Origin of the sequence: Microvirga flocculans ATCC BAA-817 (assembly GCF_000518665.1) — a bacterium.
GTDB lineage: Bacteria > Pseudomonadota > Alphaproteobacteria > Rhizobiales > Beijerinckiaceae > Microvirga > Microvirga flocculans.
In genome coordinates, this window is record NZ_JAEA01000002.1 from 70,664 (window position 1) to 91,530 (window position 20,867).

The following is a 20,867-nucleotide window of genomic DNA, read 5'->3' on the forward strand; positions in this document are numbered from 1 at the left end:
ACGACAGCGGAGGCGGACGGCTCATGCCGTCCGCCTCGTGCGCAAGGATTACTGCGTGAGCTGGCAGCCGCTCTCGGCAACCTTCAGGTAGGCATCGTCGCCGGGGATCTTGGCGAGCTGCTTGTACATGTCCCAATCGCTCTTGCTCTCTTCGGGCTTCTTCACCTGGAAGAGATACATGTCGTAGACCATGCGGCCGTTGGGCAGCACCTTGCCGTTCTTGGCGAAGATATCCTGAACCGGCATCTCGTGCAGAAGCTTGGCAACGGGCTCCGTCGCATCGGTGCCCGCCTTCTCGACGGCCTTCAGGTATTGCAGCACGGCGGAGTAGGTGCCCATGTGGATCATGTTCGGCATGCGGCCGGTCTTGTCCATGAACTTCTTGGCGAAGGCGCGGTTCTCGTCGCTCTGATCCCAGTACCAGCCCTCGGTCAGGGTCAGGCCCTGTGCGGCCTTCAGGCCGAGGCCCTTCACTTCCGCCAGCGTGAAGAGAAGCGCCGCCAGACGCGTGCCGCCCTGGGTGATGCCGAATTCCGCCGCCTGCTTGATGGCGTTGGCGGTGTCGAGGCCGGCATTGGCGAGACCGATCACATTCGCGCCGGAACTCTGGGCCTGCAGAAGGAAGGACGAATAATCCGTGGCCGCCAGCGGATGGCGGACGGCGCCGACCACCTGACCGCCCTTCGACTTCACGAATTTCGAGGTCTGCTCCTCGAGGGAGTAGCCGAAGGCGTAATCGGCGGTGAGGAAGAACCACTTGTTGCCGCCGTTTTCCACCAGCGCGCCGCCGGTGCCGACGGCCAGGGCGTGGGTATCGTAGGCCCAGTGGAAGCCGTAAGGAGAGCATTGCTTGCCGGTAAGGTCCGTCGTCGCCGCACCGGTCGTCATGGTGATTTTCTTCTTGTCCTTGGACAGACCCTGCACCGCCAGGGCGACGGACGAGGTGGTCAGCTCCATGATGGCATCGACCTTTTCCGTGTCGTACCACTGCCGGGCGATGCTGGAGGCCACATCGGGCTTGTTCTGGTGGTCGGCGCTCACGATCTCGACCGGAACGCCGAGGACCTTGCCGCCGAAATCCTGGACCGCCATGCGAGCGGCCTCGACCGAGGACTTGCCGCCGAAATCCGCATAGACGCCGGATTGATCGTTCAGGATGCCGATCTTGACCACGCCGTCGGAGGCCTGCTGCGCATGGGCCGAATGCGCCAGCACGGTGCAGCTGAGGGCAAACATGATCTTGCTGAGGATACGCATGGATTTCCTTCCCATTGTTTCGAGGCAGGTTGGTCCTGCCCTTGTTTGATCAGCCGCGTGGAAACACGCATGGCGATGATGAGAAAGGTACAGACACTTCGGGCCTTATCAATGCGAGAAACGGTCATCCTTAAGTCGCAGAGATCCTTGACCTTCTGCCTGAAAATGAGGCAGCGGCCGTCTGCTTCTCGAAAGGAAGGCCGCTCCTGCGGCTGCGCGGCTCAGAAATCTGCGCGGTTCACAAGCCTGGGAGCACCCCTTATATCTGCCTCAGCTTTTCTTCCTCATCACGCTTAGGTTGGAGCCTGCCGATGAATGTCCATGCCAAGCCTGCGGATCGCCGCATTCTCGATCTGAAGGATCCGTCGCTTCTGGTGAGCCAGGCCTATGTGGCGGGCGAGTGGGTGGATGCGGACGGCGGCAAGACGATCGCTGTCACCGATCCCTTCGACGGCGCGCTCATCGCCCATGTGCCCGATCTGGGCGCCGATGCCGCCCGCCGGGCCATCGACAAGGCCCATGAGGTGCAGAAGGGATGGGCCAAGCGCACCGCCAAGGAGCGCAGCCAGATCCTGCGGCGCTGGTACGACCTGATCGTCGCCCATGCCGACGATCTCGCCCTCATCCTCACCACCGAGCAGGGCAAGCCCCTGGCGGAGGCCAAAGCCGAGGTGATCTCCAACGCGGCCTATATCGAATGGTTCGCTGAAGAGGCCAAGCGCATCGACGGCGATGTCATTCCCGGCGCCAATCCGTCCCAGCGCATCGTGGTGCTCAAGCAGCCTGTGGGCGTGTGCGCCGCCATCACGCCCTGGAACTTTCCCAATGGCATGATCACCCGCAAGGTCGGCCCGGCGCTCGCCGCCGGCTGCACCATGGTGCTCAAGCCTGCCGCCCAGACGCCGCTCTCGGCTCTTGCCCTGGCCGTCCTGGCGGAGCGGGCCGGGATCCCGAAGGGCGCCTTCTCGGTGATCACCACCGACGACGCCAAGCCCATCGGCGAGGAATTCTGCCATAACCCGAAGGTGGCCAAGATCACCTTCACCGGCTCGACCAATGTCGGGCGCTGGCTGATGCGGGAGGCGGGCGACAGCATCAAGCGCCTGTCCCTCGAGCTCGGCGGCAACGCCCCCTTCATCGTCTTCGACGATGCCGATCTCGATGCGGCGGTGGAGGGCGCCATGCTCTCCAAGTTCCGCAATGCCGGACAGACCTGTGTCTGCGCCAACCGCATCTATGTGCAGGAGAGCGTGGCCCCGGCCTTCGCCGAGAAGCTGGCGGCCAAGGCCAGGAACCTCAAGCTCGGCCGGGGGACGGACGCGGGCGTGACCATGGGTCCGTTGATCGACGCGCGCGCCGTGGCGAAGATGGAGGATCACGTGGCCGACGCCCTCGCGAAGGGCGGTCGGCTGCTCGTGGGCGGCAAGCGCTCGGAACTCGGAGGAACCTTCTTCGAGCCGACGGTGATGACGGGCATCACGCAAGAAATGAAGGTGACGAAGGAAGAGACCTTCGCGCCGCTGGCGCCGATCATCACGTTCAGGGACGAGGCCGATGTGATCGCCATGGCAAACGATTCCGAATACGGCCTGGCGTCGTATTTCTACGCCAGGGACATGGCCCGCGTCTGGCGTGTAGCGGAGGCGCTGGAGAGCGGCATGGTGGGCGTGAACACGCCGGCTTTGGCCAACGAGATGGCGCCGTTCGGCGGCGTGAAGCAATCGGGCCTGGGCCGGGAAGGCTCGAAATACGGCATCGAGGGCTTCCTCGAAATCAAGTATATCTGCCTCGCAGGCATGTAAGCCTGAGACAGGAAAGCCCGGCAATGCCGGGCTTTCTTTTCGGCGCGGGATGGGCTTATCGATGTCTTGCCCTGAGCAGCAGGTCTGCGAGTTCCGCAAACCCGTCTCCCGAATGTCCGTTCGTGATATAGGCCGGCTTATGCGTCAGCCGATGAGCGAAGGCGCGGATATTGGCGACGCCGACGCTCATGGGAAAAGCCGCGAACATCGGCTCGTCGTTGGGCGAGTCCCCGGCATAGATCACGCTGGCCCTGGCCTCGTCCCACCCGATGCCGAAAACATCCGCGAGCAGAGTCTTGGCCATGCTCAGCTTGTTGTAATCGCCGAACCAGCCGTTCACGTGAATCGAGCTGACCTTGGCCTGCGCGCCTGCGCGCTCGAAGATCGAAACGATCCTGTCCACCTCCGCTTCGGGCAGGGCCGGAACGTCCTCGCAGAAGTCGATGGCGAGATCCGCCATGCGGTAGGCCTGATCGCTGGCGAGAGCGGTTCCCGCTACGGTCCCGAGTACTTCCGCCTCGATGGCGTCGAGCTTCAGGCGGTTTCGCTTAAGCTCCTCCGGGCTGGCCCAGAAGCGCTGCTGCATCTTCTTGCGCTCGCGGTCGTAGCGGAAGAAGAAGGCGCCGTTCTCTCCCACCACCGCGTCCACCGGCCACATGCGGGCGATGTGGTCGCACCAGCCCGCGGGCCTTCCCGTCACCGGGATCACGATGAAGCCCGCGCGGTGCAGTTGCTCGAGCGCGCCATAGGCCGAGGCCGTCAGCATGCCCTCCGTGGTCACGGTGTCGTCGATATCGGTGAGCACCACGCGAAGCGCGCGTGCGCTGTCGAGAGAAAGTTCCGAGAGAGGCTTCATGCCATGCACCCTGGGAGGAAGAAGCGAAGGTGCAGGTTCGACGGGTTCATCGGCAGATTTCATCCTTGTTGAAGACAGGAACGATCTTGAGACGGCTAAGCGCGCATCTTTAAGCACAATCCTGTGAGAGGCTCCAGGAGCTTTGGCGAGGGAGGGCCGGCTCCTGTGCGCAACCTGGTGGCCTCGGGCTTCACGCAGGAGATTTCTGACGTAAAGTGACGCCATGTCCAACGATGCTGACATCCTCAAGGCTCTGTTCGAAGCGGCTCTGAAGGCGGCTTTGCCCGATGGGCATTTCGACGGGCGCTTGCCGCCCAAGCCCAAAGGCCGGACGATCGTGCTCGGCGCGGGCAAGGCCTCGGCCCGCATGGCGGCAGCCTTCGAGGAGGCATGGACCCGGGCCGGCAGAACATGCGAAGGATTGGTGGTCACGCGTTACGGCCATGCCGTGCCGACCCGGTTCGTCGAGGTCGTCGAGGCCGCCCATCCGGTTCCCGACGATGCGGGGATGCAGGCGGCCGGAAGAATTCTGGCGCTGGCGCAGCAGGCGGGCCCCGAGGATCTCGTCGTCTGCCTGATCTCAGGCGGGGCCTCTGCTCTCCTGTCATTGCCCGCCGGGGGCGTGACGCTTGCCGACAAGCAGGCCTTGAACCGGGCGCTGCTGAAATCCGGTGCACCCATCGGCGAGATGAATCTGGTCCGCAAGTCCCTCTCCGCCATCAAGGGCGGCAGGCTCGCAGCGGCAGCGGGGCGGGCGCAGCTAGTCACGTATCTGATCTCGGACGTACCCGGGGACGATCCGTCCAGCATCGGCTCGGGACCTACGATTCCGGAGCGCGTCGATCCGGACGCAACGCTTTCGATCCTGCGCAAATACGGCATCGATGTGCCGGAGCATGTGCTGCGCGCCATCCGTTCCAACGCGGTCAGGGAGCCTGCGGCCGGCGGTGCCGTGCATATGCTGGCAACGCCCAAGATGGCGCTCGATGCGGCGGCTGCCAAGGCTCGCGATTTCGGGTTGGTTCCTCTCATTCTCGGGGATGCGATCGAGGGCGAGGCGCGGGAAGCCGGGCGCGTGATGGCGGGGATCGCGCGCTCCGTTCTCTTGCACGGAGAGCCTGCGAAGGCACCGTGCGTTCTGCTTTCGGGCGGTGAGACGACGGTGACGGTGCGCGGCAGGGGACGCGGCGGCCGTAATGCGGAATTCCTTTTGTCCCTGGCGCTCGCCTTGAAGGATGAGGAGGGGATCGCTGCGATTGCCTGCGATACAGACGGGATCGACGGCTCTGAGGACAATGCGGGTGCGTGGTTCGACTCAAGCCTGTTTGAGAGCGCGCGCAGCAAGGGGATCGATCTTGCCGCTCATCTTGAGCATAACGATGCCTACACGGCCTTCGCTGCGCTCGACAGGCTCGTGATGACGGGGCCGACGCTCACCAACGTCAACGATTTCCGCTGCATCCTCATTCGCGGTTGAACTGAAGGACCGCGTACCGGGCGAAGTGAACCGGCTGCACTTCTTTGAAACCTCCGGTCTTCTCGCGCGTTGCCAGAACGCACATCGAAATTCTGGAGAAACACTATGGATCGTGATCGCACCGAAGGCAGCATGAAGACCATGAAGGGCCGCATCAAGGAGGGTCTTGGCAAGGCTCTCGGCGATTCGAAGATGGAAGCCGAAGGCAAGATGGACAAGGCCGAGGGCAAGGTCCAGAACACCATCGGCGGCATCAAGGATACCCTCCGCAAGGAGCCCTGATCGACGCCAGGCCGTAAGAACGGTCGGGTCCCGGAGCCGATTTCACCCGTGTGGAATCGGCTCTTTTCGCTGGACGATCATATTCGTGCGGCAAAGCGGGACAAAATGCCCCAGCAAGCCACTCACGCTGGTTGTTCGATCTTGCGGATCACGAAGCTGATCCTGTGATTGTCTTGTCCTTGCGCTTCCAGAACATCGCCGGTTTCGCGGACGAGGTTGGGCACATCGATTCCGGCCAGCGGGTCCGTGCAGATCACCTTCAGGCGGTCGCCGGATCGCATTTCCTTGAGAGCCTTGCGCGTGCGCAGGACCGGCAAGGGACATTTCAGCCCGGAAAGATCGAGTTCTTTCATGGAAAGTCTTTTCGTTGTGCCAGGGCCCTCGCGCGATCCAGCTCGTCGGGCGTGTTGACGTTGAAGAACGGATCGACGGGATCCTCCGGCCAGGACGCTTCGGCCAAGCCATGCGGGCCCGCCCATTCCCGGATGCTGCGCGTGCCCCTTCCGACCATGGCGCTGCGCAGATCGTGGCGCAGGGACACGGGCCAGAGACCGACGGCGAAATGTCGTCGGGAGGCGGACGAGGCGCAGACGAGCGGGAGCCCGCTCGCGCGCCGGTCCTCGTGCAGCCGCTCCACGAGATCGCCCGGTATGAACGGCGTATCCCCAGGAACGCTCACGACCCATTCCACGGACGGGGCATGAACGGCCGCCCATTCGAGCGCAGCCAGGATGCCGGCCAGCGGGCCGGGATGATCCGCGAGAGTATCCGGCACGATGGGGAGATTCATGTCGTCAAAGCGCGCTGGATCGCCGTTGACGTTGAGGATCAGCCGCGCGCATTGAACGGCGAGCCGTTCCGCCACGCATTGCACGAGCGTGCGCTCTCCAATGGTCAGAAGGGACTTGTCGCCGCCGCCCATGCGCCGTGAAAGGCCGCCCGCCAGAATGACGCCGACGGTAGGGGGAGGCGGTGCGAGGCCCACGATGCTCACTCGATGACGATACGCGGCGCCGGTCGCGCGGCCGCGCCGCCCGAGAGCGCATTCCACACCTCATGCGCCATGTCCTTGTAAATGCGCGCATGCGGCCCATCGGGATCGGTGACGACGACCGGACGGCCCGCATCCGACAGCTCGCGGATCCGCATGTTGAGAGGAACCTCGCCGAGGAAGGGAACGCCGAGACGCTTGGCCTCGTCGCGAGCGCCGCCATGGCCGAAGATGTGCGAGGTCTGTCCGCAATGCGGGCAGACGAAGGTGGCCATGTTCTCGACGATGCCGAGGATCGGGATTTCCACGCGCTTGAACATCGAGACGCCGCGCCGGGCGTCGATGAGGGCAAGATCCTGCGGGGTGGAGACGATCACGGCGCCCGCCAGCGGGGTGGATTGTGCCATGGTGAGCTGGGCGTCGCCCGTGCCGGGCGGCATGTCGACCACCAGAACGTCCAGATCGCCCCAGGCGACTTCCCGCAGCATTTGGGTGATGGCCGACATCACCATGGGCCCGCGCCAGATCATGGCCGCTTCCTCCTCGACGAGGAAGCCGATGGACATGACCTTGAGGCCATAGGCCTCCATGGGTTCCAGGATACGATTCTCGAGCAGGCGCGGCTTGCCGTGGATGCCGAGGAGCTTGGGCATCGAGGGGCCGTAGATGTCCGCGTCGAGCAGCCCGACCTTCAGCCCCAGCGCCTTCAGGCCGAGGGCCAGATTGCAGGCGGTGGTCGACTTGCCCACGCCGCCTTTGCCGGACGCAACGGCAATCACGTGCTTCACGCCCGGGATATGCTGGGTCTTGGGCAGGGCCGCCGGGCGCGGGCGCTGGGATGTGCCCGAGGAGGGCGGCGAGGAGCCCGCGGGCCGGTCGGCGGTGAGGCTGGCGAAGACGCCCTTCACCCCCGGCAGGGCCTGAACGGCCGCGACGGCGGCCTGGCGGACCCGTTCCATGGTCGCGGCTTCGGAGGGGTCGATGGTGATCGCGAACATGACCCGGTCCGCATCGTCCAGCACGACGTCCGAGAGCCGCCCCGATGCGGTGAGATTGACCCTGTCCCCATCGACCGGCACGGACGAGAGGGCCTGCAGCACATGTTCACGGGTAATCGCCACTTTGCATTCTCCTGAACCGCCAAGGCGTGATCCTGCCCCTCATGTATAGGTTGGGGTGTTTCCCGTTAAGGGCCACCTCCGGAAAAGGCAGGGGAGCATCGAGAAGGCAAAATCAGCCTTTCCGTGCCCATCATGCCCGGGCATAACCTCAAATTCTCTCGATGAAGGGAATTTCGGCCTAAAAACGCCCGGAAACGCTTGAGCTTGGATCGCCGCGGCCTTACCGTCGTGCAACGATATATGAGGCGACGTCATGGCTTTGTTCCAGTTTTCCGAAATTGACAATCCCGCTCTCCAGGGCATCGGTCTGAGGGATTTTATAGACGGTTCCACCACTATAGTTGAGGAGGCCTCGAAGAGAATTTACCTCTCCAGCACCGGGCGGCGCATCGAGCTGGATCTGGCCGACACGGAGCAGTTCGGCCCCCGCTCCCTCTGCACGAAATTGACATTCTATGTCCTCGATCCCCAGACCGGCGAGGATGTGGTCTATGCGGTCGCCACAGAGTTCCCGCCCGGTCTGATTCCCGGCCCTGGCCTTTACCAGCTTCTCACCAGAGATACGGTCAACGGCTCCAGCGGCAAGGACTTTCTGGAAAGCTACGGCGATGCATTTTCGTCGTCTCAAGGCGATGCGCTGTACGGCTTCGGGGGAGACGACACCCTTGTGACCGACGACAATAAAACCCTCCTCGACGGTGGAACGGGGAACGACAAATTCTTTCTCTCGACCCCTACCCAGACTTTTCTCACCAATACCTTTGCTATCGACGGAGGCGAGGGGTTCGATACCCTGCACATCGCTTATGGCGGCTCCATCGCCTTTGAAGCGATGGAGAATACCCCGGCGATCGCCGGGATCGAGCGTATAGAGTTCGGTCAGTATATTGTCTCATCGACTCTCGTTCGCTTCACCTCAGCCCAGATCGCTGCGCTGCCGGCCGATCTTCAGATCGACACTGCGAGGGAAGCCTTCACGAAGTTCGACATCGCGCGCACCCCAGGCGAGTCAGTGAACATCGATCTGTCCGGTTGGGCCTTTACCGGTTGGGACCCGCAGCAGGTACCGATGCGACAGGTCTTTACCTATAACCTGGCTGAAAATTCCCCGTTGGATGACCGGGTGAAAGGGTCGATTTTCCTGGACTTCATTAGAGCCCATGGGGGTAACGATCTCATCGATGGATATGCCGGAAACGACATTCTGCTGGGGGATCAGGGCCGCGACACGGTCTATGGAGGTGCCGGTGATGACAGGATCGTCGTGAACGATGGAGACGCTGAGGCCGGAGAGATCATCGACGGCGGTGAGGGAAATGACATTCTACAGGCTGAAGGCGATCTGCGCGGCGTGACGATTAGGGGCATCGAACGTGTGCAAGCCACTTCTGGGGCCACGGTCCAGTTCGGCAATACCCTCCGGTCGGATGTCGCGTTCGACGTTAATGGCATAGCGACTCTCATCCGTGTGCACCTCGACAACGGCCAGCCTCTCGATGCGAGCGGTTGGACGACGGTCAACTGGGTCTCCGGCAGCCAGCTTGAGATCGTCGGGTCGGCCGGTGCCGACCGGATCATCGCTCCCAAGATTGCGGTCAGCGTCCTCGGCGGCGAGGGGCTCGACACCGTGTCCCTCGACAGGTCGTTCCGGACATCTTCCGTCGTTCTCGACCTCAGCGATGCGACAGACGAGCATGTTCTGTCCGATGGCACCGTGCTCAAAAGCATCGAGCGGTTCGAGCTCACCGGCGGTACTGCGCGGGACATCCTTGCCGGCGGGGCATTCGGCGATACGCTTGCTGGCGGCGGCGGCCGGGATATGCTCGATGGGGGAGGCGGCGCCGACTTGCTCGATGGCGGGGCCGGAGACGACATCCTCGACGGCGGCCTCGGCAACGATACCTTTGTCGTGTCCGGCAACGATGCCATCCTCGACAGCGGCGGCCTGGACACGGTTCTTGTCGCGGGATCGTTCTCGCTCGCGGCTCTTGCGCAGATCGAGAACCTGTCGGTTCAATCGGCGTCCTCCACCGCTGCGATCGGACTTTCCGGCAATGCCCTGGCCAACGTCATCAATGGCAATGCGGGCGTGAACACGCTTCAGGGGCAGGCCGGCAACGATACGCTGAACGGATTGGCAGGCAACGATACGGTCCTGGGCGGTGCGGGCAAGGACATTTTGTCCGGAGGGGCCGGGAAGGATACGTTCACGTTCAATTCCAGTCTCAACAAGAGCACCAATGTCGACACGATCACCGATTTCCGGGCCACCGACGATACGATCCGGCTCGACGATGCGGTCTTCAAGGGCGTCAAGCGCGGCGCTCTGGCAAAGAGCGCCTTCGTGCTCGGTCAGAAAGCCGCCGATGCCCAGGACCGGGTGATCTACGACAAGAAGGCCGGTGCGCTCTATTACGATCCGGATGGAACGGGCTCCGCCAAGCAGCTTCTCTTTGCAAAGCTCGCCAACAAGGCTGCGCTCTCCCATCTTGATTTCGCCATCGTCTAAAGCATCGGACGAGAAAAGTGGATTTGCACTTTTGGGATCTATCCGATGCTTCTCTCTTGGATAAGCGCATCGTTCAGCGCGGCCCGCTGGGTCCGCGCGATGCGCTAGAGTATCGGAAAAGCGCTGCGCTGATTGAAGGGCAGCCGGGCGCCCCAGGAAACCAAACGATACTCCGTCCGTTGTCACCCATATCTTTCAGGGAGCGTGCTGCTCCGGTCATCCGTCCCTCCTGAGCGAAAGACGGATGGCTGGCGGACGCTCGCCCGAGGAATTCGTGACACGTTCCAGGAGACGACGATGCACCAGCACGGCCACAAGGATCCCAATGCCGGAAAGCTCTATGAGCTGATCAAGGATGTGAGGATCGCGATGATGACCACCATCGACGACGATGGGACCCTTCACAGCCGACCCATGTACAACCAGGAGGCCGACGACCATGGCGACCTCTGGTTCTTCACGCAGATCCAGTCTCCCAAGATGGAAGAAATCTCTCGTGACAGCGAGGTGAGCCTTGCCTACAGCGATCCGGACAGCCAGACCTATGTCTCGGTTTCCGGCAAGGCGGATATCGTGCGCGACAAGGCGACGATCGAGGAGAAATGGTCGGAGCCCCTACGCGCATGGTTTCCCGAGGGCGTCGACGATCCGCAGATCGCGCTCATTCGCGTCCATCCCGTGAAGGGCGAGTATTGGGACAGCCCGTCCTCCACCCTCGTCCATCTCTACGGCTATGCGAAGGCCGTCGTCACCGGCGAGCAGCCGAAGCCGGGCGATCAGGCGAAGGTCAACCTGACCTGAGCCTTTCCTCGACATGAGAAACCTTCGGGGCCGCCGAGCGGCCTCTTTTCTTTGTGGCACCGGATCCTAATTTCACCCAACAGCTTGGGTATTGATGGGAACATTGAGTCGTCAGGCAGAGCCCTTCTGCTAGCTATTTTTAGAACGACTGAGAGCGACCCGGCTGGGGGCAGTTTTTGGGAGGAAACGATGAGATCCATCCTGCTCGCCGCTGTTTCCGTTGTCGTGCTTGCATCCTCGAGCCTCGCCCAGCCCGCAGCCCAGCCGAGTTCGAGCAACCTCGAAAAGCTGCAGGCTTTCCAGAGCACGGGCACCGAGGAACCTAAGCCCATTCCTCAGGAGGGACGCCGCGCGGATGCCATCCGCCGCAATCTCGAGAGGATCCAGCTTCCCGCCGGCTTCAAGATCGATCTCTATGCGATCGTGCCCGATGCCCGCCACATGGCGGTCGGCCCCAATGCCGGAGTCGTCTTCGTCGGAACCCGCAAGAACAATGTCTATGTCGTGACGGATCGGGACAAGGACCGCGTCGCCGACGAGGTCAAGCAGTTCGCGCCGTCCATTGCCTTCAAGATCCCCAACGGGGTCTGCTTTTCGCGGGATGGCATTCTCTATGTGGTGGAGCAGAACCGCGTGCTCCAGTTTCCCGCTGCGGAGTTCTTTTATGAGGGGCCGGATGTCGCCGCCTTCATCGTCGCCAAGCATGGCGACCTGATCCCGCCGACGGAGGAGAGCTTCAACCACACGGCCCGTGTCTGCCGCATCGGTCCCGACAACAAGCTCTATATTGCCCTGGGGCAGCCTTTCAACGTGCCGCCGAAGGACAAGTTGGATCTCTACAAGCGGGCCGGCATCGGCGGCATCATCCGGATGGATCAGGACGGCAAGAACCGCGAGGTCTACGTGACCGGCATCCGCAACTCCGTCGGCATGGATTTCAACCCGGCGGACAGGACGCTCTGGTTCACCGACAATCAGGTGGACGGCATGGGCGACGACCGTCCGCCCGGAGAGATCAACCGCATCACGAATATGGGCCAGAATTTCGGCTTCCCCTGGTATGGCGGCGGCACGGTTCGCACGGTCGAGTACAAGGACGAACAGGTGCCCGCCGGCGTCGTCGGCCCGCAGGCGGAGATGGATCCTCACGCCGCCGACCTCGGCATGATGTTCTATACGGGCCGCATGTTCCCGCAGACCTATCGGGGCGGCATCTTCTCCGCGCAGCACGGCTCCTGGAACCGCACCAAGCCTATCGGCGCGCGGGTGATGTTCACGCCGCTCAAGCCCGACGGCACGGCCGACAAGCCTCAGGTCTTCGCCGAGGGCTGGCTCACCGATAACGGGGAATATCTCGGCCGGCCGGTGGATGTGGCCATGCTGCCTGACGGGTCCCTCCTCGTCTCCGACGATACGGCCGGCGCGATCTACCGCATCTCCTATGAAGCCCGCTGAAGGCGTTCCCGACAGGCGTGCCCAAGGCACGCCTGCTCTTTTCGGAGAGACGATCATGAAGCTTGCCATTGCCCTGGCTGCAACGCTTATTGCTTTCGCGCCAGCCGGCGTAGAGGCCGGGGATGCCAGGGCCGGCCGTCAGAAGATCACCGCCTGTCAGGCCTGCCATGGGCTCGACGGCCTGTCCAAGAACCCCGAGGCCCCCAATCTGGCGGGCCAGGTGGAGGATTATCTGGTCAGGAGCCTGACGGCCTATCGCAGCGGGGAGCGCAAGAACGAGTCGATGAACATCGTGGCGAAGGACCTGTCGGATGCGGATATCGCCGATGTGGCGGCCTATTACGCCGCGATCCAGGTCGATGTTCTGCCGCCCTGACGAGCCGGGCACCCTTTCATCATGGGCGGGCCTTCGCTATTGTCTCGCCCCCTGTGAGTGGCAAGGAGTAGGCGATGGTGGACATCGCAACCCGGGTCTACAACCATACCTGGAAGATCGACCCGATCGTCCGGTCCGTTCTGGATACGGATTTCTATAAGCTTCTGATGGCGCAGACGATCTTTCGCCGCCATCGGGACGTTCAGGTGACGTTCGGCATCCACAACCGCACGACGCGCATCCGCCTGGCGGACATCATCGATGCGGGGGAGCTGCGCGAACAGCTCGACCACGTGCGCAGCCTGTCCCTGACCCGGGGGGAGTCCACCTGGCTTCGCGGCAACACGTTCTACGGCAAGCGGCAGATGTTCTCGCCGGAATTCATGGACTGGCTCGAGACCTTCCGCTTTCCGGAATACCTGCTGGAGAAGGAGGACGGCCAGTATGTCCTGACCTTTCACGGTCCCTGGATCGAAACCACCATGTGGGAGATCCCTGCGCTGGCGATCCTCAACGAGCTGCGCTCGCGCGGGGTTCTCAAGGGCATGGCCAAATTCGAGCTCCAGGTTCTTTATGCCCGCGCCATGACCCGGGTCTGGGAGAAGATCCAGCGGCTCAAGCAATTGCCCGATCTCTCGATCTCCGATTTCGGTACAAGGCGGCGCCACGGCTTTCTCTGGCAGGACTGGTGCGTGCAGGCCATGATCGAGGGCCTGGGCTCCTCGTTCCTCGGCACCTCCAACTGTCTGATCGCCATGCGCCGCGAGGTGGAGGCCGTCGGCACGAATGCCCATGAGCTCCCCATGGTCTATGCGGCCTTGACCGATAGCGACGAGGAGCTGGCCAAAGCGCCATACCATGTGCTGGCCGATTGGCAGCAGGATTACGAGGGCAACCTGAGGATCATCCTGCCCGATACCTATGGCACCACGAACTTCCTTCAGAACGCACCCGATTGGGTCGCCTCATGGACCGGCATCCGCATCGACTCCAAGGATCCCGTCGAGGGCGGGGAGGAGGCGATCGCGTGGTGGAACCAGCGCGGGCAGAACCCCAAGGACAAGCTCGCGATCTTCTCCGATGGCCTCGACGTCGAGGTGATCGAACGCATCCACAGGCATTTCCGCGGCCGCATGCGCATCGGTTACGGCTGGGGCACGCTGCTTACCAACGACTTCCGGGGCCTTGCGCCGGAGCAGGCGCTCGATCCGATCTCCATCGTCTGCAAGGTCATCTCGGCGAATGGCCGCCCGACCGTGAAGCTCTCGGACAATCCGACGAAGGCCATGGGGCCGAAGGATGAGATCGAGCGCTACAAGCGCATCTTCCACGTCGGCGCGCAGACCGCGAAACCCGTATTGGTGTGACGGACATGATCATCGACCTCAACTGCGACATGGGCGAAGGCTTCGGTCCCTGGCCGATGGGGGACGACGAGGCGATGCTCGACATCGTTTCTTCCGCCAACATCGCCTGCGGGTTCCATGCCGGCGATCCGTCCATCATGTTCCGCACGGCGGAGATCGCCAAGCGCAAGGGCGTGGCGATCGGTGCGCATCCCGGCTTCAACGATCTGCACGGATTCGGACGCCGCGCGATCCGCGGCGACAGCCCGGCGGAAATCGAGCGCATGGTCGCTTACCAGATCGGCGCGATGCAGGCCGTCGCATCGCTGGCCGGTCACAAGGTCACCTATGTGAAGGCGCATGGCGCGCTCAACAACATGGCGAACGAGGACGAGGATCTGGCGCTCGCCATCGCGCGCGCCGTCAAGGGGGTCGATGCGAGCCTCGTGAATGTCTGCATGCCGGGACTGCTGATGGAGAAAGCCTCCGAGAAGGTCGGCGTGAGGGTGGCGCGCGAGTTCTTCGCCGACCGCACGTATGAGGACAACGGAACGCTGACCAGCCGCAGGAAGCCCGGCTCCGTGCTGCACGATGCGGAGGAGGCCGCCGAGCGTGTGCTGCGCGCCGTCCAGGACAAGGCGGTGACGTCCACATCCGGCAAGCGCATTCCTCTTGCCTTCGACACGATCTGCGTTCACGGCGATGAGCCGAGCGCGGTCGCCATGGCCCGCACGATCCGTGCGAAGCTGGAAGAGAACGGCGTCGTCATCAAGCCTTTCGCGGCCTTCCTGGCGTGAGAGGGCTCAAGCATCGGACCCAAAAGTGGACTTGCACTTTTGGGATCCATCCGATGCTTCTTTCTTGATGAGCGCATCGCTTAAGCGGAAAACCGGATCCTCTTTTCGCTGACGCGGCCCTTCGGGTCCGCACGATGCGCTACCAGGAACGGCGCGATCCGTTATCGATGTGGATGATGCCGTTCCTGTACATCTTGAGGCCCCCGACTTGCGGGTGCGCGAGCAGATAGGCCATGACGCCGCGCACGCGCGCGCGAACCCTGAAATCGATGGCGCGGCAGGCGAGATGAAGGGAGTGGCGGACGCCGCCCGCGCGCCAGTTGCGGCTTCGGCTCCGGTGCGTGGATTCGACGCTGACGGGACCGAACTTCGCGGCGACGGACGCTACGACATCGCGCAGGTTATCCGGAATGCAGTGGGTCGGCGCGGTTTCGCGAAGGGTAATGGTTCCCTGAGAGACCAGCGAGGTAAAGCCGGAGAGCGTCCTCGCGTTCGGCAGGCTGCCTGTCGTGTCCGGCTCGTCGAGACGATCGCTCATGGGCAGGCTGGCATATTGGGCAGGCGGTACGAGCCCTCCGTCGCCGTCGCGCGCTTGAAGCGCGGCGGGTGACAGGCCGAAGAACAGAAGCGCGATACTCATCAGGGGAAAACGCAACGCGTGTCGAACTCGGCAATCGAAGCTCATCGGGTTCTCCCGTCCTGAGCCCCCATGGGTCCGTGCCGTCCAAATTGCGGATTCGGCGGCACTTTTTCTTATGGAACGGAAAACTGACGGTTGAAGAACGCGGTTTAGGCATATCCACCTAAGGTCGCGTCGGGCATGAGCAAGGGTGCGTGAGCGACAAGATTTCACGGGCGCAGGCGAGCGCTTCCAGAAGCTTTGCTTTGTAAGGAAAATGGGCCGCGGAAATTTCGGATGATGAATATCATAACATAGCGGTGCCTCTTGCAGATGGGCGGCTTCATGCACACATCGGAGCCTGTCGCGCCGCTCATCGGGCGGCCATCTGGAGACTGGAATGAACACTGCTCGTGGCGCTGTTTTCGACGCGATCAAGATCGCCGGGCCGTCCCGGGAAGATGCGATCGCGCGCATCACGCTGTTGGCAAAACTGATGGACAGCGCCGTCCTGATCCCGGGCCTGAACCGGCGTGTCGGTCTGGATGCCGTGCTGGGGCTGATGCCGGGCGTCGGCGATGCGCTCTCGGCCGCTCTGGCAGGCTACATCATCTGGGAGGCGCGACAGCTCGGCCTGCCGCGCTGGAAGATCGCGCGGATGATCGGCAATGTCGCGGTCGATACGGTCATCGGGGCCGTTCCGTTCGCAGGAGACGTGTTCGACGTCTTCTTCAAGTCAAACGAGCGGAATCTTCGCATCATTCACGAGCATCTGGGCACGCCCAAGCGCGGGCCGCGGCAGATCGACGGCATCGCTACGCGGATCGAGGATCGCTGAAGCAAAAGGGCGAAGCGGTGGCCGCTTCGCCCTTCACATGTCCTGAAGCCTTACCGGTGGCTCGAGATGAACTGCTTGAAGCGTTCCGACTTCGGAGCGCCGAACACCTCAGCTGGAGCGCCTTCCTCTTCCACCACGCCCTTGTGCAGGAACACGACGCGGTTCGACACATCGCGCGCGAAGCCCATCTCGTGCGTCACCACGAGCATGGTGCGGCCTTCTTCCGCGAGCGAGCGCATCACGCGCAGCACTTCGCCGACGAGCTCCGGATCGAGCGCCGATGTGGGCTCGTCGAAGAGCATCACCTTGGGATGCATGGCGAGCGCGCGCGCGATGGCGGCGCGCTGCTGCTGGCCGCCTGAGAGATGGGAGGGGTATTGATTGCGCTTGTCGACGATGCCGACCTTCTTCAGCAGTTCCTCGGCTTCTGCGATGCACTCCGCCTTCGGACGCTTCTGCACATGGACGGGCGCTTCGATCACGTTCTCCAGGATCGTCATGTGGGACCAGAGATTGAAGCTCTGGAACACCATGGCGACCCGCGAACGGATGCGGTCGACTTGGCGCTGATCCGCCGGTTCCATGCCTCTCCGGCCCTTCTTCAGGCCGATGGCTTCCCCGCCGATGCGGATCTCGCCGGAATCAGGCACTTCCAGCATGTTGATGCAGCGGAGCATGGTGGATTTGCCGGAGCCGGAGGCTCCGAGGATCGAGATGACATCGCCTTCCTTCGCGCTCAGCGAGACGCCTTTGAGCACCTCGAGGGAGCCGAAGCTCTTGCGGAGATTCTGGACGGAGACGGCGGGAACGCCCTCGGCGAGCGCGGGTTGGGACGACAAGGATGCAACTCCGTTAGACATGGGCTGCCTCCAGGCGCGGCTCCACGGAGGGCGGGCGGCGCAGGTGAGGCGACAGCCACCATTCGATGGCCATGATGATGCGGGTGATGATGAAGTTGAGGATGAGATAGATCAGGCCCGCGACGACGAAGACTTCGACCGCGCGGAAAGTCTGCGAGATCAGCTTGGCCGCAAGACCGGTCACTTCCATCATCGTGATGACGGAGGCGAGAGAGGTCGCCTTCACCATGAGGATGATCTCGCTGCCATAGGCAGGAAGCGCCTGACGGACGGCGATGGGAAAGATGATCCGGCGGAAGAGCAGGAAGCCCGACATGCCGCAGGCGCGCGCCGCTTCGACCTGATTGTAGGGAACCGCCTGCAGGCCGCCGCGGATGATCTCGCTGGCATAGGCCGCCGTATTGAGCGTGAGCGCGAAGACGGCGCACCAGTAGGGCTCGCGGAAGAAGGTCCACAAACCCCATGCCTGCAATGTCGGGCGGAATTGTCCGAGGCCGTAATAGATCAGGAAGATCTGCACCAGCAGCGGCGTTCCGCGGAAGACGAAGACATAGGCCTGCGCGGGCCAGTCCAGCGCCCTGACGCCGGACATGCGCATGAGCGCGAGAAGCATGGCGAGCACCGCGCCGAGCGCGACGGAGGTGAAGGCCAGGTTCAGGGTCAGCGGCACGCCCCCGATCAGCGTGAAGAAGGTGTCCCGCATGAAGGCGAAGTCCATCAGGAAGCCCTCCGCATGCCACGCATCGAGTGCGTCTCGGCGCGCTGGAAAAGATAGGTCGAGACCCAGGTGATCAGCAGGTAAAGCACCGCCGCCGTGATGTAGAAGTCGAACGGACGGCGCGTGGAGCCTGCCGCGATATGCGACTGGCGCAGGAGCTCGACGAGGCCCGTGACGGAGATCAGCGCGGATTCCTTCAGGACGAGCTGCCAGGTGTTGCCGAGGCCCGGGATGGCGTAGCGCAGAACCTGCGGCGCGATGATGCGGCGGAACATCAGCCAGCGATGCATGCCGACCGAGCGCGCCGCCTCGATCTCGCCGCGGCTGACGACCTGATAGGCGCCGCGGAAGACCTCGGCCTGATAGGCGCCCGACACGATGCCGATGGCCATGGCGCCCGTGGCGAAGGCCGGCACGCCGATGAAGCCGTCAGCCCCGAAGAGGCTGCCGATGGCGCCGAGCGCCGCGCTGCCGCCGAAATAGAACAGGTAGATCACGAGGAGATCGGGGATGCCGCGAAGAACGGTCGTGTAGCCATCCGCGAGGCCGCGGATGATCGCATTCCCGCCTATCTTGCCCCAGGCGACCAGGGTGCCGACGATGGAGCCCGCAAGAAAGCCGCAGAGAGCGACTGCAATGGTCATGCCCGCCGCGGTGAGAAGAGACCATCCCCATCCGTTGGGCCCGAACCCGACGAGCTCGAAATAGCTCAGTTGTTGCACGCTTTATCTTTCCTGAATGGGCTCATCCCCTGCAAACCGAGGGTGGAGCCGCCTTCCGTCATTATCCGATGCCGCTGGAGCGGCCCGCCCGGCCCAGGCAGGACCGGGACGGGGCCGTTCCGTCTCAGCCTTGCGGCGTCATGTCGATCTTGAACCATTTCTGCGTGAGCTTCTGAACGGTTCCGTCGTCGATGGCCGACTGAATGGCCTTGTCGAACATGGCCTTCAGCTCGGTATCCTCCTTACGCAGGCCAACAGCCACGCCGCGGCCGAGCACATCGCCGCTCACCGCGCCGCCGGCGATGACCATATCCTTGAACTCGGGCTTCTCGGTCGAGGCCTTGAGGGACGAGTGCGCCGCAAAGATCGCATCGAGGCGACCGGCCGCGAGGTCCAGGTCGTGTTGCTCCGTGGTCTTGTATTCACGGATGGTCACCGTGTCCTTGAGGTACTTTTCAAGGAACTGCGCATTGACGGTCGAGCCCTGGGTGCCGACGGTCTTGCCTTTCAGCAGGGGCTTCCATTCCTCGATCATGGCCTTCGCGGCGGCGGGATCCTTGTCGAGGCTAAGCCGCTTGCCTTCGCCGGCAAGCTTCTCGAGGGGAGATCCCTTCAGCACGCCCCATCCATGCGGGCCGGAGGCATAGGGGCGCGAGAAGTTGATCGTCTCGAGACGCTTATCCGTGATGTTCATGCCCGCCATGATGGCATCGTACTTCTTGGCCTGGAGAGCCGGGATGATGCCGTCCCAATCTTGCGAAATGATCTCGCATTTCACCTTCATGCGGGCGCAGAGGTCGTTGGCGAGGTCGATCTCGAAACCCTCGAGCTTGCCGCCCGCGCCGGTGAAGTTCCACGGGGCATAGGCGCCCTCGGTCGCGATCTTGACGGTCTTTTCCTGCGCCGTCGCCGCGCCCATGGCGAGAGCGGAGGCGAGCAGGCCCAAACCCAATGCCTTGAATACTTTCATCGTCGTTCCCTCGGTCAGTTTCGACTGAACCTTTTTGTCGGACGGGGCTGTAACGGCCCTTCATTCCATTCTCGGAAGCTAACAGTCAAAAGCCAAGCCGGCGCAAGTCCTAAACGTGCCGAATCAAGCGGTTAAGCTGGTGATTTCGGTCGCAGGCGAGCGGAATCGATACAAAAAAAGGCGCGGCCTTGGCCGCGCCTTGAGAAGACATAAGGGCGATCAGCTCTTCGGGCTGATGTCGACCTTGAACCACTTGACGGCCAGCTTGCTGACCGTGCCGTCCTTGACGGCGGCCGCGATGGCTTCGTTGAAGGCCTTCTTGAGGTCCTGGTCTTCCTTGCGCAGGCCGACGCCGACGCCCGCGCCGAGGAGACCGCCGGTGATGGACGGGCCGACGAGCACGTAGTCCTTGAACTCGGGCTTCTCGAGAGTGCCGATGATGCTGGTGGCATCAGCCAGAACCGCGTCGATGCGGCCGGCGGCGAGGTCGAGGTCATGGGCCTCGGTGGTCTTGTACTCGCGGATCTCGGCCGTGCCCTTCAGGTACTTGTCGGCGAAGTTGGCGTGGATCGTCGAGCCCTGGACGCCGATGGTCTTGCCCTTCACGACGGCCTTCACGGCGTCGATCGCCTTCTCTGCGGCTGCCTGCTGCGTGCCGAGGTTATAGGCCTCGCCCGTGCCGGGCATCTTGGCCAGCGGCGAGCTCTTGGGGACGAGGAAGCCGTTCGGGCCGGCCGCATAAGGACCGGCGAAGTCGATGGTCTTCTTGCGCTCGTCCGTGATGCTCATGCCGGCCATGATGGCGTCGTACTTCTTGGCGGTCAGGGCCGGGATGATGCCGTCCCAGTCCTGGGCCACGATCTCGCACTTCACCTTCATGCGGGCGCAGAGGTCGTTGGCGAGGTCGATCTCGAAGCCCTCGAGCTTGCCGCCCGCGCCGGTGAAGTTCCACGGGGCATAGGCGCCCTCGGTCGCGATCTTGATCGTCTTTTCCTGAGCGGCCGCCCCGCCGAAGGCGAGAGCGGAACCGAGAAGAGCCAAGCCCACGGTCTTAACGAATTTCATAGTCG

Annotated in this window: 21 protein-coding genes; 10 read left to right on the forward strand and 11 right to left on the reverse strand. The window is 63.1% G+C overall.

Annotated features, from left to right (window positions below):
- Window positions 1-48 precede the first annotated feature (48 nt).
- Window positions 49-1,236: an ABC transporter substrate-binding protein gene (locus tag L879_RS0103340; RefSeq protein ID WP_035458696.1), complete on the reverse strand. Its 1,188-nt coding sequence runs from the start codon at window positions 1,234-1,236 to the stop codon at window positions 49-51.
- A gap of 332 nt (window positions 1,237-1,568) precedes the next feature.
- On the opposite strand from L879_RS0103340, the gene L879_RS0103345 reads away from it, so the two are divergent.
- Window positions 1,569-3,059, forward strand: a complete 1,491-nt coding sequence (locus L879_RS0103345; protein ID WP_027314867.1) for an NAD-dependent succinate-semialdehyde dehydrogenase — start codon at window positions 1,569-1,571, stop codon at window positions 3,057-3,059.
- A 55-nt stretch (window positions 3,060-3,114) separates the two neighbouring features.
- Here the strand turns inward: L879_RS0103345 and L879_RS0103350 are convergent, their stop codons facing one another.
- Window positions 3,115-3,915: an HAD-IIB family hydrolase gene (locus L879_RS0103350; protein ID WP_027314868.1), complete on the reverse strand. Its 801-nt coding sequence runs from the start codon at window positions 3,913-3,915 to the stop codon at window positions 3,115-3,117.
- A gap of 223 nt (window positions 3,916-4,138) precedes the next feature.
- On the opposite strand from L879_RS0103350, the gene L879_RS0103355 reads away from it, so the two are divergent.
- Together L879_RS0103355 and L879_RS20275 are read left to right on the forward strand one after the other, a co-directional pair.
- Window positions 4,139-5,392, forward strand: a complete 1,254-nt coding sequence (locus L879_RS0103355) for a glycerate kinase type-2 family protein (RefSeq protein WP_027314869.1) — start codon at window positions 4,139-4,141, stop codon at window positions 5,390-5,392.
- 105 nt (window positions 5,393-5,497) lie between these two features.
- A complete protein-coding gene (locus L879_RS20275; protein WP_035458596.1) occupies window positions 5,498-5,674 on the forward strand; it encodes a CsbD family protein in 177 nt (58 codons plus the stop codon).
- Between the two features lie 122 nt (window positions 5,675-5,796).
- Here the strand turns inward: L879_RS20275 and L879_RS0103365 are convergent, their stop codons facing one another.
- The 3 genes from L879_RS0103365 to L879_RS0103375 are packed head-to-tail and all read right to left on the reverse strand — an operon-like array spanning window position 5,797 to window position 7,786.
- Window positions 5,797-6,027 (reverse strand): sulfurtransferase TusA family protein, encoded by a 231-nt coding sequence (locus L879_RS0103365; protein ID WP_027314870.1) that lies wholly within the window; start codon window positions 6,025-6,027, stop codon window positions 5,797-5,799.
- Complete coding sequence (gene mobA, locus L879_RS0103370; protein WP_027314871.1) at window positions 6,024-6,659, reverse strand: molybdenum cofactor guanylyltransferase MobA; 636 nt, start codon at window positions 6,657-6,659, stop codon at window positions 6,024-6,026. Before mobA ends, L879_RS0103365 begins: the two co-directional genes overlap by 4 nt.
- 5 nt (window positions 6,660-6,664) lie before the next feature.
- Complete coding sequence (locus L879_RS0103375) at window positions 6,665-7,786, reverse strand: Mrp/NBP35 family ATP-binding protein (protein ID WP_027314872.1); 1,122 nt, start codon at window positions 7,784-7,786, stop codon at window positions 6,665-6,667.
- Between the two features lie 253 nt (window positions 7,787-8,039).
- Here L879_RS0103375 and L879_RS0103380 point away from each other — a divergent pair, with 253 nt between their 5' ends.
- From L879_RS0103380 to L879_RS0103405, 6 genes are all read left to right on the forward strand, one after another.
- Window positions 8,040-10,295: a calcium-binding protein gene (locus L879_RS0103380; RefSeq protein ID WP_027314873.1), complete on the forward strand. Its 2,256-nt coding sequence runs from the start codon at window positions 8,040-8,042 to the stop codon at window positions 10,293-10,295.
- Window positions 10,296-10,592: 297 nt separating this feature from the next.
- Window positions 10,593-11,096 carry a pyridoxamine 5'-phosphate oxidase family protein gene (locus L879_RS0103385; RefSeq protein WP_027314874.1) on the forward strand — a complete coding sequence of 168 codons (504 nt, stop codon included), beginning with the start codon at window positions 10,593-10,595 and terminating at the stop codon, window positions 11,094-11,096.
- Between the two features lie 189 nt (window positions 11,097-11,285).
- The gene (locus L879_RS0103390) at window positions 11,286-12,551 is read left to right on the forward strand and encodes a PQQ-dependent sugar dehydrogenase (protein ID WP_027314875.1); all 1,266 of its coding nucleotides are present in this window, start codon (window positions 11,286-11,288) and stop codon (window positions 12,549-12,551) included.
- A 55-nt stretch (window positions 12,552-12,606) separates the two neighbouring features.
- Window positions 12,607-12,927 (forward strand): c-type cytochrome, encoded by a 321-nt coding sequence (locus L879_RS0103395; protein ID WP_210278666.1) that lies wholly within the window; start codon window positions 12,607-12,609, stop codon window positions 12,925-12,927.
- A 74-nt stretch (window positions 12,928-13,001) separates the two neighbouring features.
- Window positions 13,002-14,294, forward strand: coding sequence for a nicotinate phosphoribosyltransferase (gene pncB / locus L879_RS0103400; RefSeq protein ID WP_027314877.1), 1,293 nt, complete (start codon window positions 13,002-13,004; stop codon window positions 14,292-14,294).
- A 5-nt stretch (window positions 14,295-14,299) separates the two neighbouring features.
- Entirely contained in the window at window positions 14,300-15,070 is a 771-nt protein-coding gene (locus tag L879_RS0103405) for a LamB/YcsF family protein (protein WP_027314878.1), read from the forward strand.
- Window positions 15,071-15,209: 139 nt separating this feature from the next.
- Here L879_RS0103405 and L879_RS23830 read toward each other — a convergent pair whose 3' ends face one another.
- Window positions 15,210-15,710 carry a YcbK family protein gene (locus tag L879_RS23830; RefSeq protein WP_161634628.1) on the reverse strand — a complete coding sequence of 167 codons (501 nt, stop codon included), beginning with the start codon at window positions 15,708-15,710 and terminating at the stop codon, window positions 15,210-15,212.
- A gap of 379 nt (window positions 15,711-16,089) precedes the next feature.
- On the opposite strand from L879_RS23830, the gene L879_RS0103415 reads away from it, so the two are divergent.
- Window positions 16,090-16,527 (forward strand): DUF4112 domain-containing protein, encoded by a 438-nt coding sequence (locus L879_RS0103415; protein WP_027314879.1) that lies wholly within the window; start codon window positions 16,090-16,092, stop codon window positions 16,525-16,527.
- A 50-nt stretch (window positions 16,528-16,577) separates the two neighbouring features.
- On the opposite strand, the gene L879_RS0103420 is transcribed toward L879_RS0103415, so the two are convergent.
- The 5 genes from L879_RS0103420 to L879_RS0103440 form a co-directional block, all read right to left on the reverse strand.
- The gene (locus L879_RS0103420; RefSeq protein ID WP_027314880.1) at window positions 16,578-17,387 is read right to left on the reverse strand and encodes an ABC transporter ATP-binding protein; all 810 of its coding nucleotides are present in this window, start codon (window positions 17,385-17,387) and stop codon (window positions 16,578-16,580) included.
- Complete coding sequence (locus L879_RS0103425; protein WP_027314881.1) at window positions 17,380-18,105, reverse strand: ABC transporter permease; 726 nt, start codon at window positions 18,103-18,105, stop codon at window positions 17,380-17,382. The genes L879_RS0103420 and L879_RS0103425 overlap by 8 nt, the downstream gene beginning before the upstream one ends.
- Window positions 18,105-18,827 (reverse strand): ABC transporter permease, encoded by a 723-nt coding sequence (locus tag L879_RS0103430; protein ID WP_027314882.1) that lies wholly within the window; start codon window positions 18,825-18,827, stop codon window positions 18,105-18,107. Before L879_RS0103430 ends, L879_RS0103425 begins: the two co-directional genes overlap by 1 nt.
- A gap of 124 nt (window positions 18,828-18,951) precedes the next feature.
- Window positions 18,952-19,797, reverse strand: a complete 846-nt coding sequence (locus tag L879_RS0103435) for a lysine/arginine/ornithine ABC transporter substrate-binding protein (RefSeq protein ID WP_027314883.1) — start codon at window positions 19,795-19,797, stop codon at window positions 18,952-18,954.
- Between the two features lie 219 nt (window positions 19,798-20,016).
- On the reverse strand, window positions 20,017-20,862 hold the full coding sequence (locus tag L879_RS0103440; protein WP_027314884.1) for a lysine/arginine/ornithine ABC transporter substrate-binding protein: 846 nt from the start codon (window positions 20,860-20,862) through the stop codon (window positions 20,017-20,019).
- Window positions 20,863-20,867 lie beyond the last annotated feature (5 nt).

Coding starts and splice junctions, on each gene's coding strand:
- L879_RS0103340 (WP_035458696.1), bottom strand. CDS start 1,236: ATGTTTGCCCTCAGCTGCACCGTGCTGGCGCATTCGGCCCATGCGCAG.
- L879_RS0103415 (WP_027314879.1), top strand. CDS start 16,090: ATGAACACTGCTCGTGGCGCTGTTTTCGACGCGATCAAGATCGCCGGG.
- L879_RS20275 (WP_035458596.1), top strand. CDS start 5,498: ATGGATCGTGATCGCACCGAAGGCAGCATGAAGACCATGAAGGGCCGC.
- L879_RS0103365 (WP_027314870.1), bottom strand. CDS start 6,027: ATGAAAGAACTCGATCTTTCCGGGCTGAAATGTCCCTTGCCGGTCCTG.
- L879_RS0103345 (WP_027314867.1), top strand. CDS start 1,569: ATGAATGTCCATGCCAAGCCTGCGGATCGCCGCATTCTCGATCTGAAG.
- L879_RS0103355 (WP_027314869.1), top strand. CDS start 4,139: ATGTCCAACGATGCTGACATCCTCAAGGCTCTGTTCGAAGCGGCTCTG.
- L879_RS0103380 (WP_027314873.1), top strand. CDS start 8,040: ATGGCTTTGTTCCAGTTTTCCGAAATTGACAATCCCGCTCTCCAGGGC.
- L879_RS0103395 (WP_210278666.1), top strand. CDS start 12,607: ATGAAGCTTGCCATTGCCCTGGCTGCAACGCTTATTGCTTTCGCGCCA.
- L879_RS0103420 (WP_027314880.1), bottom strand. CDS start 17,387: ATGTCTAACGGAGTTGCATCCTTGTCGTCCCAACCCGCGCTCGCCGAG.
- L879_RS0103405 (WP_027314878.1), top strand. CDS start 14,300: ATGATCATCGACCTCAACTGCGACATGGGCGAAGGCTTCGGTCCCTGG.
- L879_RS0103385 (WP_027314874.1), top strand. CDS start 10,593: ATGCACCAGCACGGCCACAAGGATCCCAATGCCGGAAAGCTCTATGAG.
- L879_RS0103425 (WP_027314881.1), bottom strand. CDS start 18,105: ATGGACTTCGCCTTCATGCGGGACACCTTCTTCACGCTGATCGGGGGC.
- pncB (WP_027314877.1), top strand. CDS start 13,002: ATGGTGGACATCGCAACCCGGGTCTACAACCATACCTGGAAGATCGAC.
- L879_RS0103435 (WP_027314883.1), bottom strand. CDS start 19,797: ATGAAAGTATTCAAGGCATTGGGTTTGGGCCTGCTCGCCTCCGCTCTC.
- L879_RS0103440 (WP_027314884.1), bottom strand. CDS start 20,862: ATGAAATTCGTTAAGACCGTGGGCTTGGCTCTTCTCGGTTCCGCTCTC.
- L879_RS0103390 (WP_027314875.1), top strand. CDS start 11,286: ATGAGATCCATCCTGCTCGCCGCTGTTTCCGTTGTCGTGCTTGCATCC.
- L879_RS0103350 (WP_027314868.1), bottom strand. CDS start 3,915: ATGAAGCCTCTCTCGGAACTTTCTCTCGACAGCGCACGCGCGCTTCGC.
- L879_RS23830 (WP_161634628.1), bottom strand. CDS start 15,710: ATGAGTATCGCGCTTCTGTTCTTCGGCCTGTCACCCGCCGCGCTTCAA.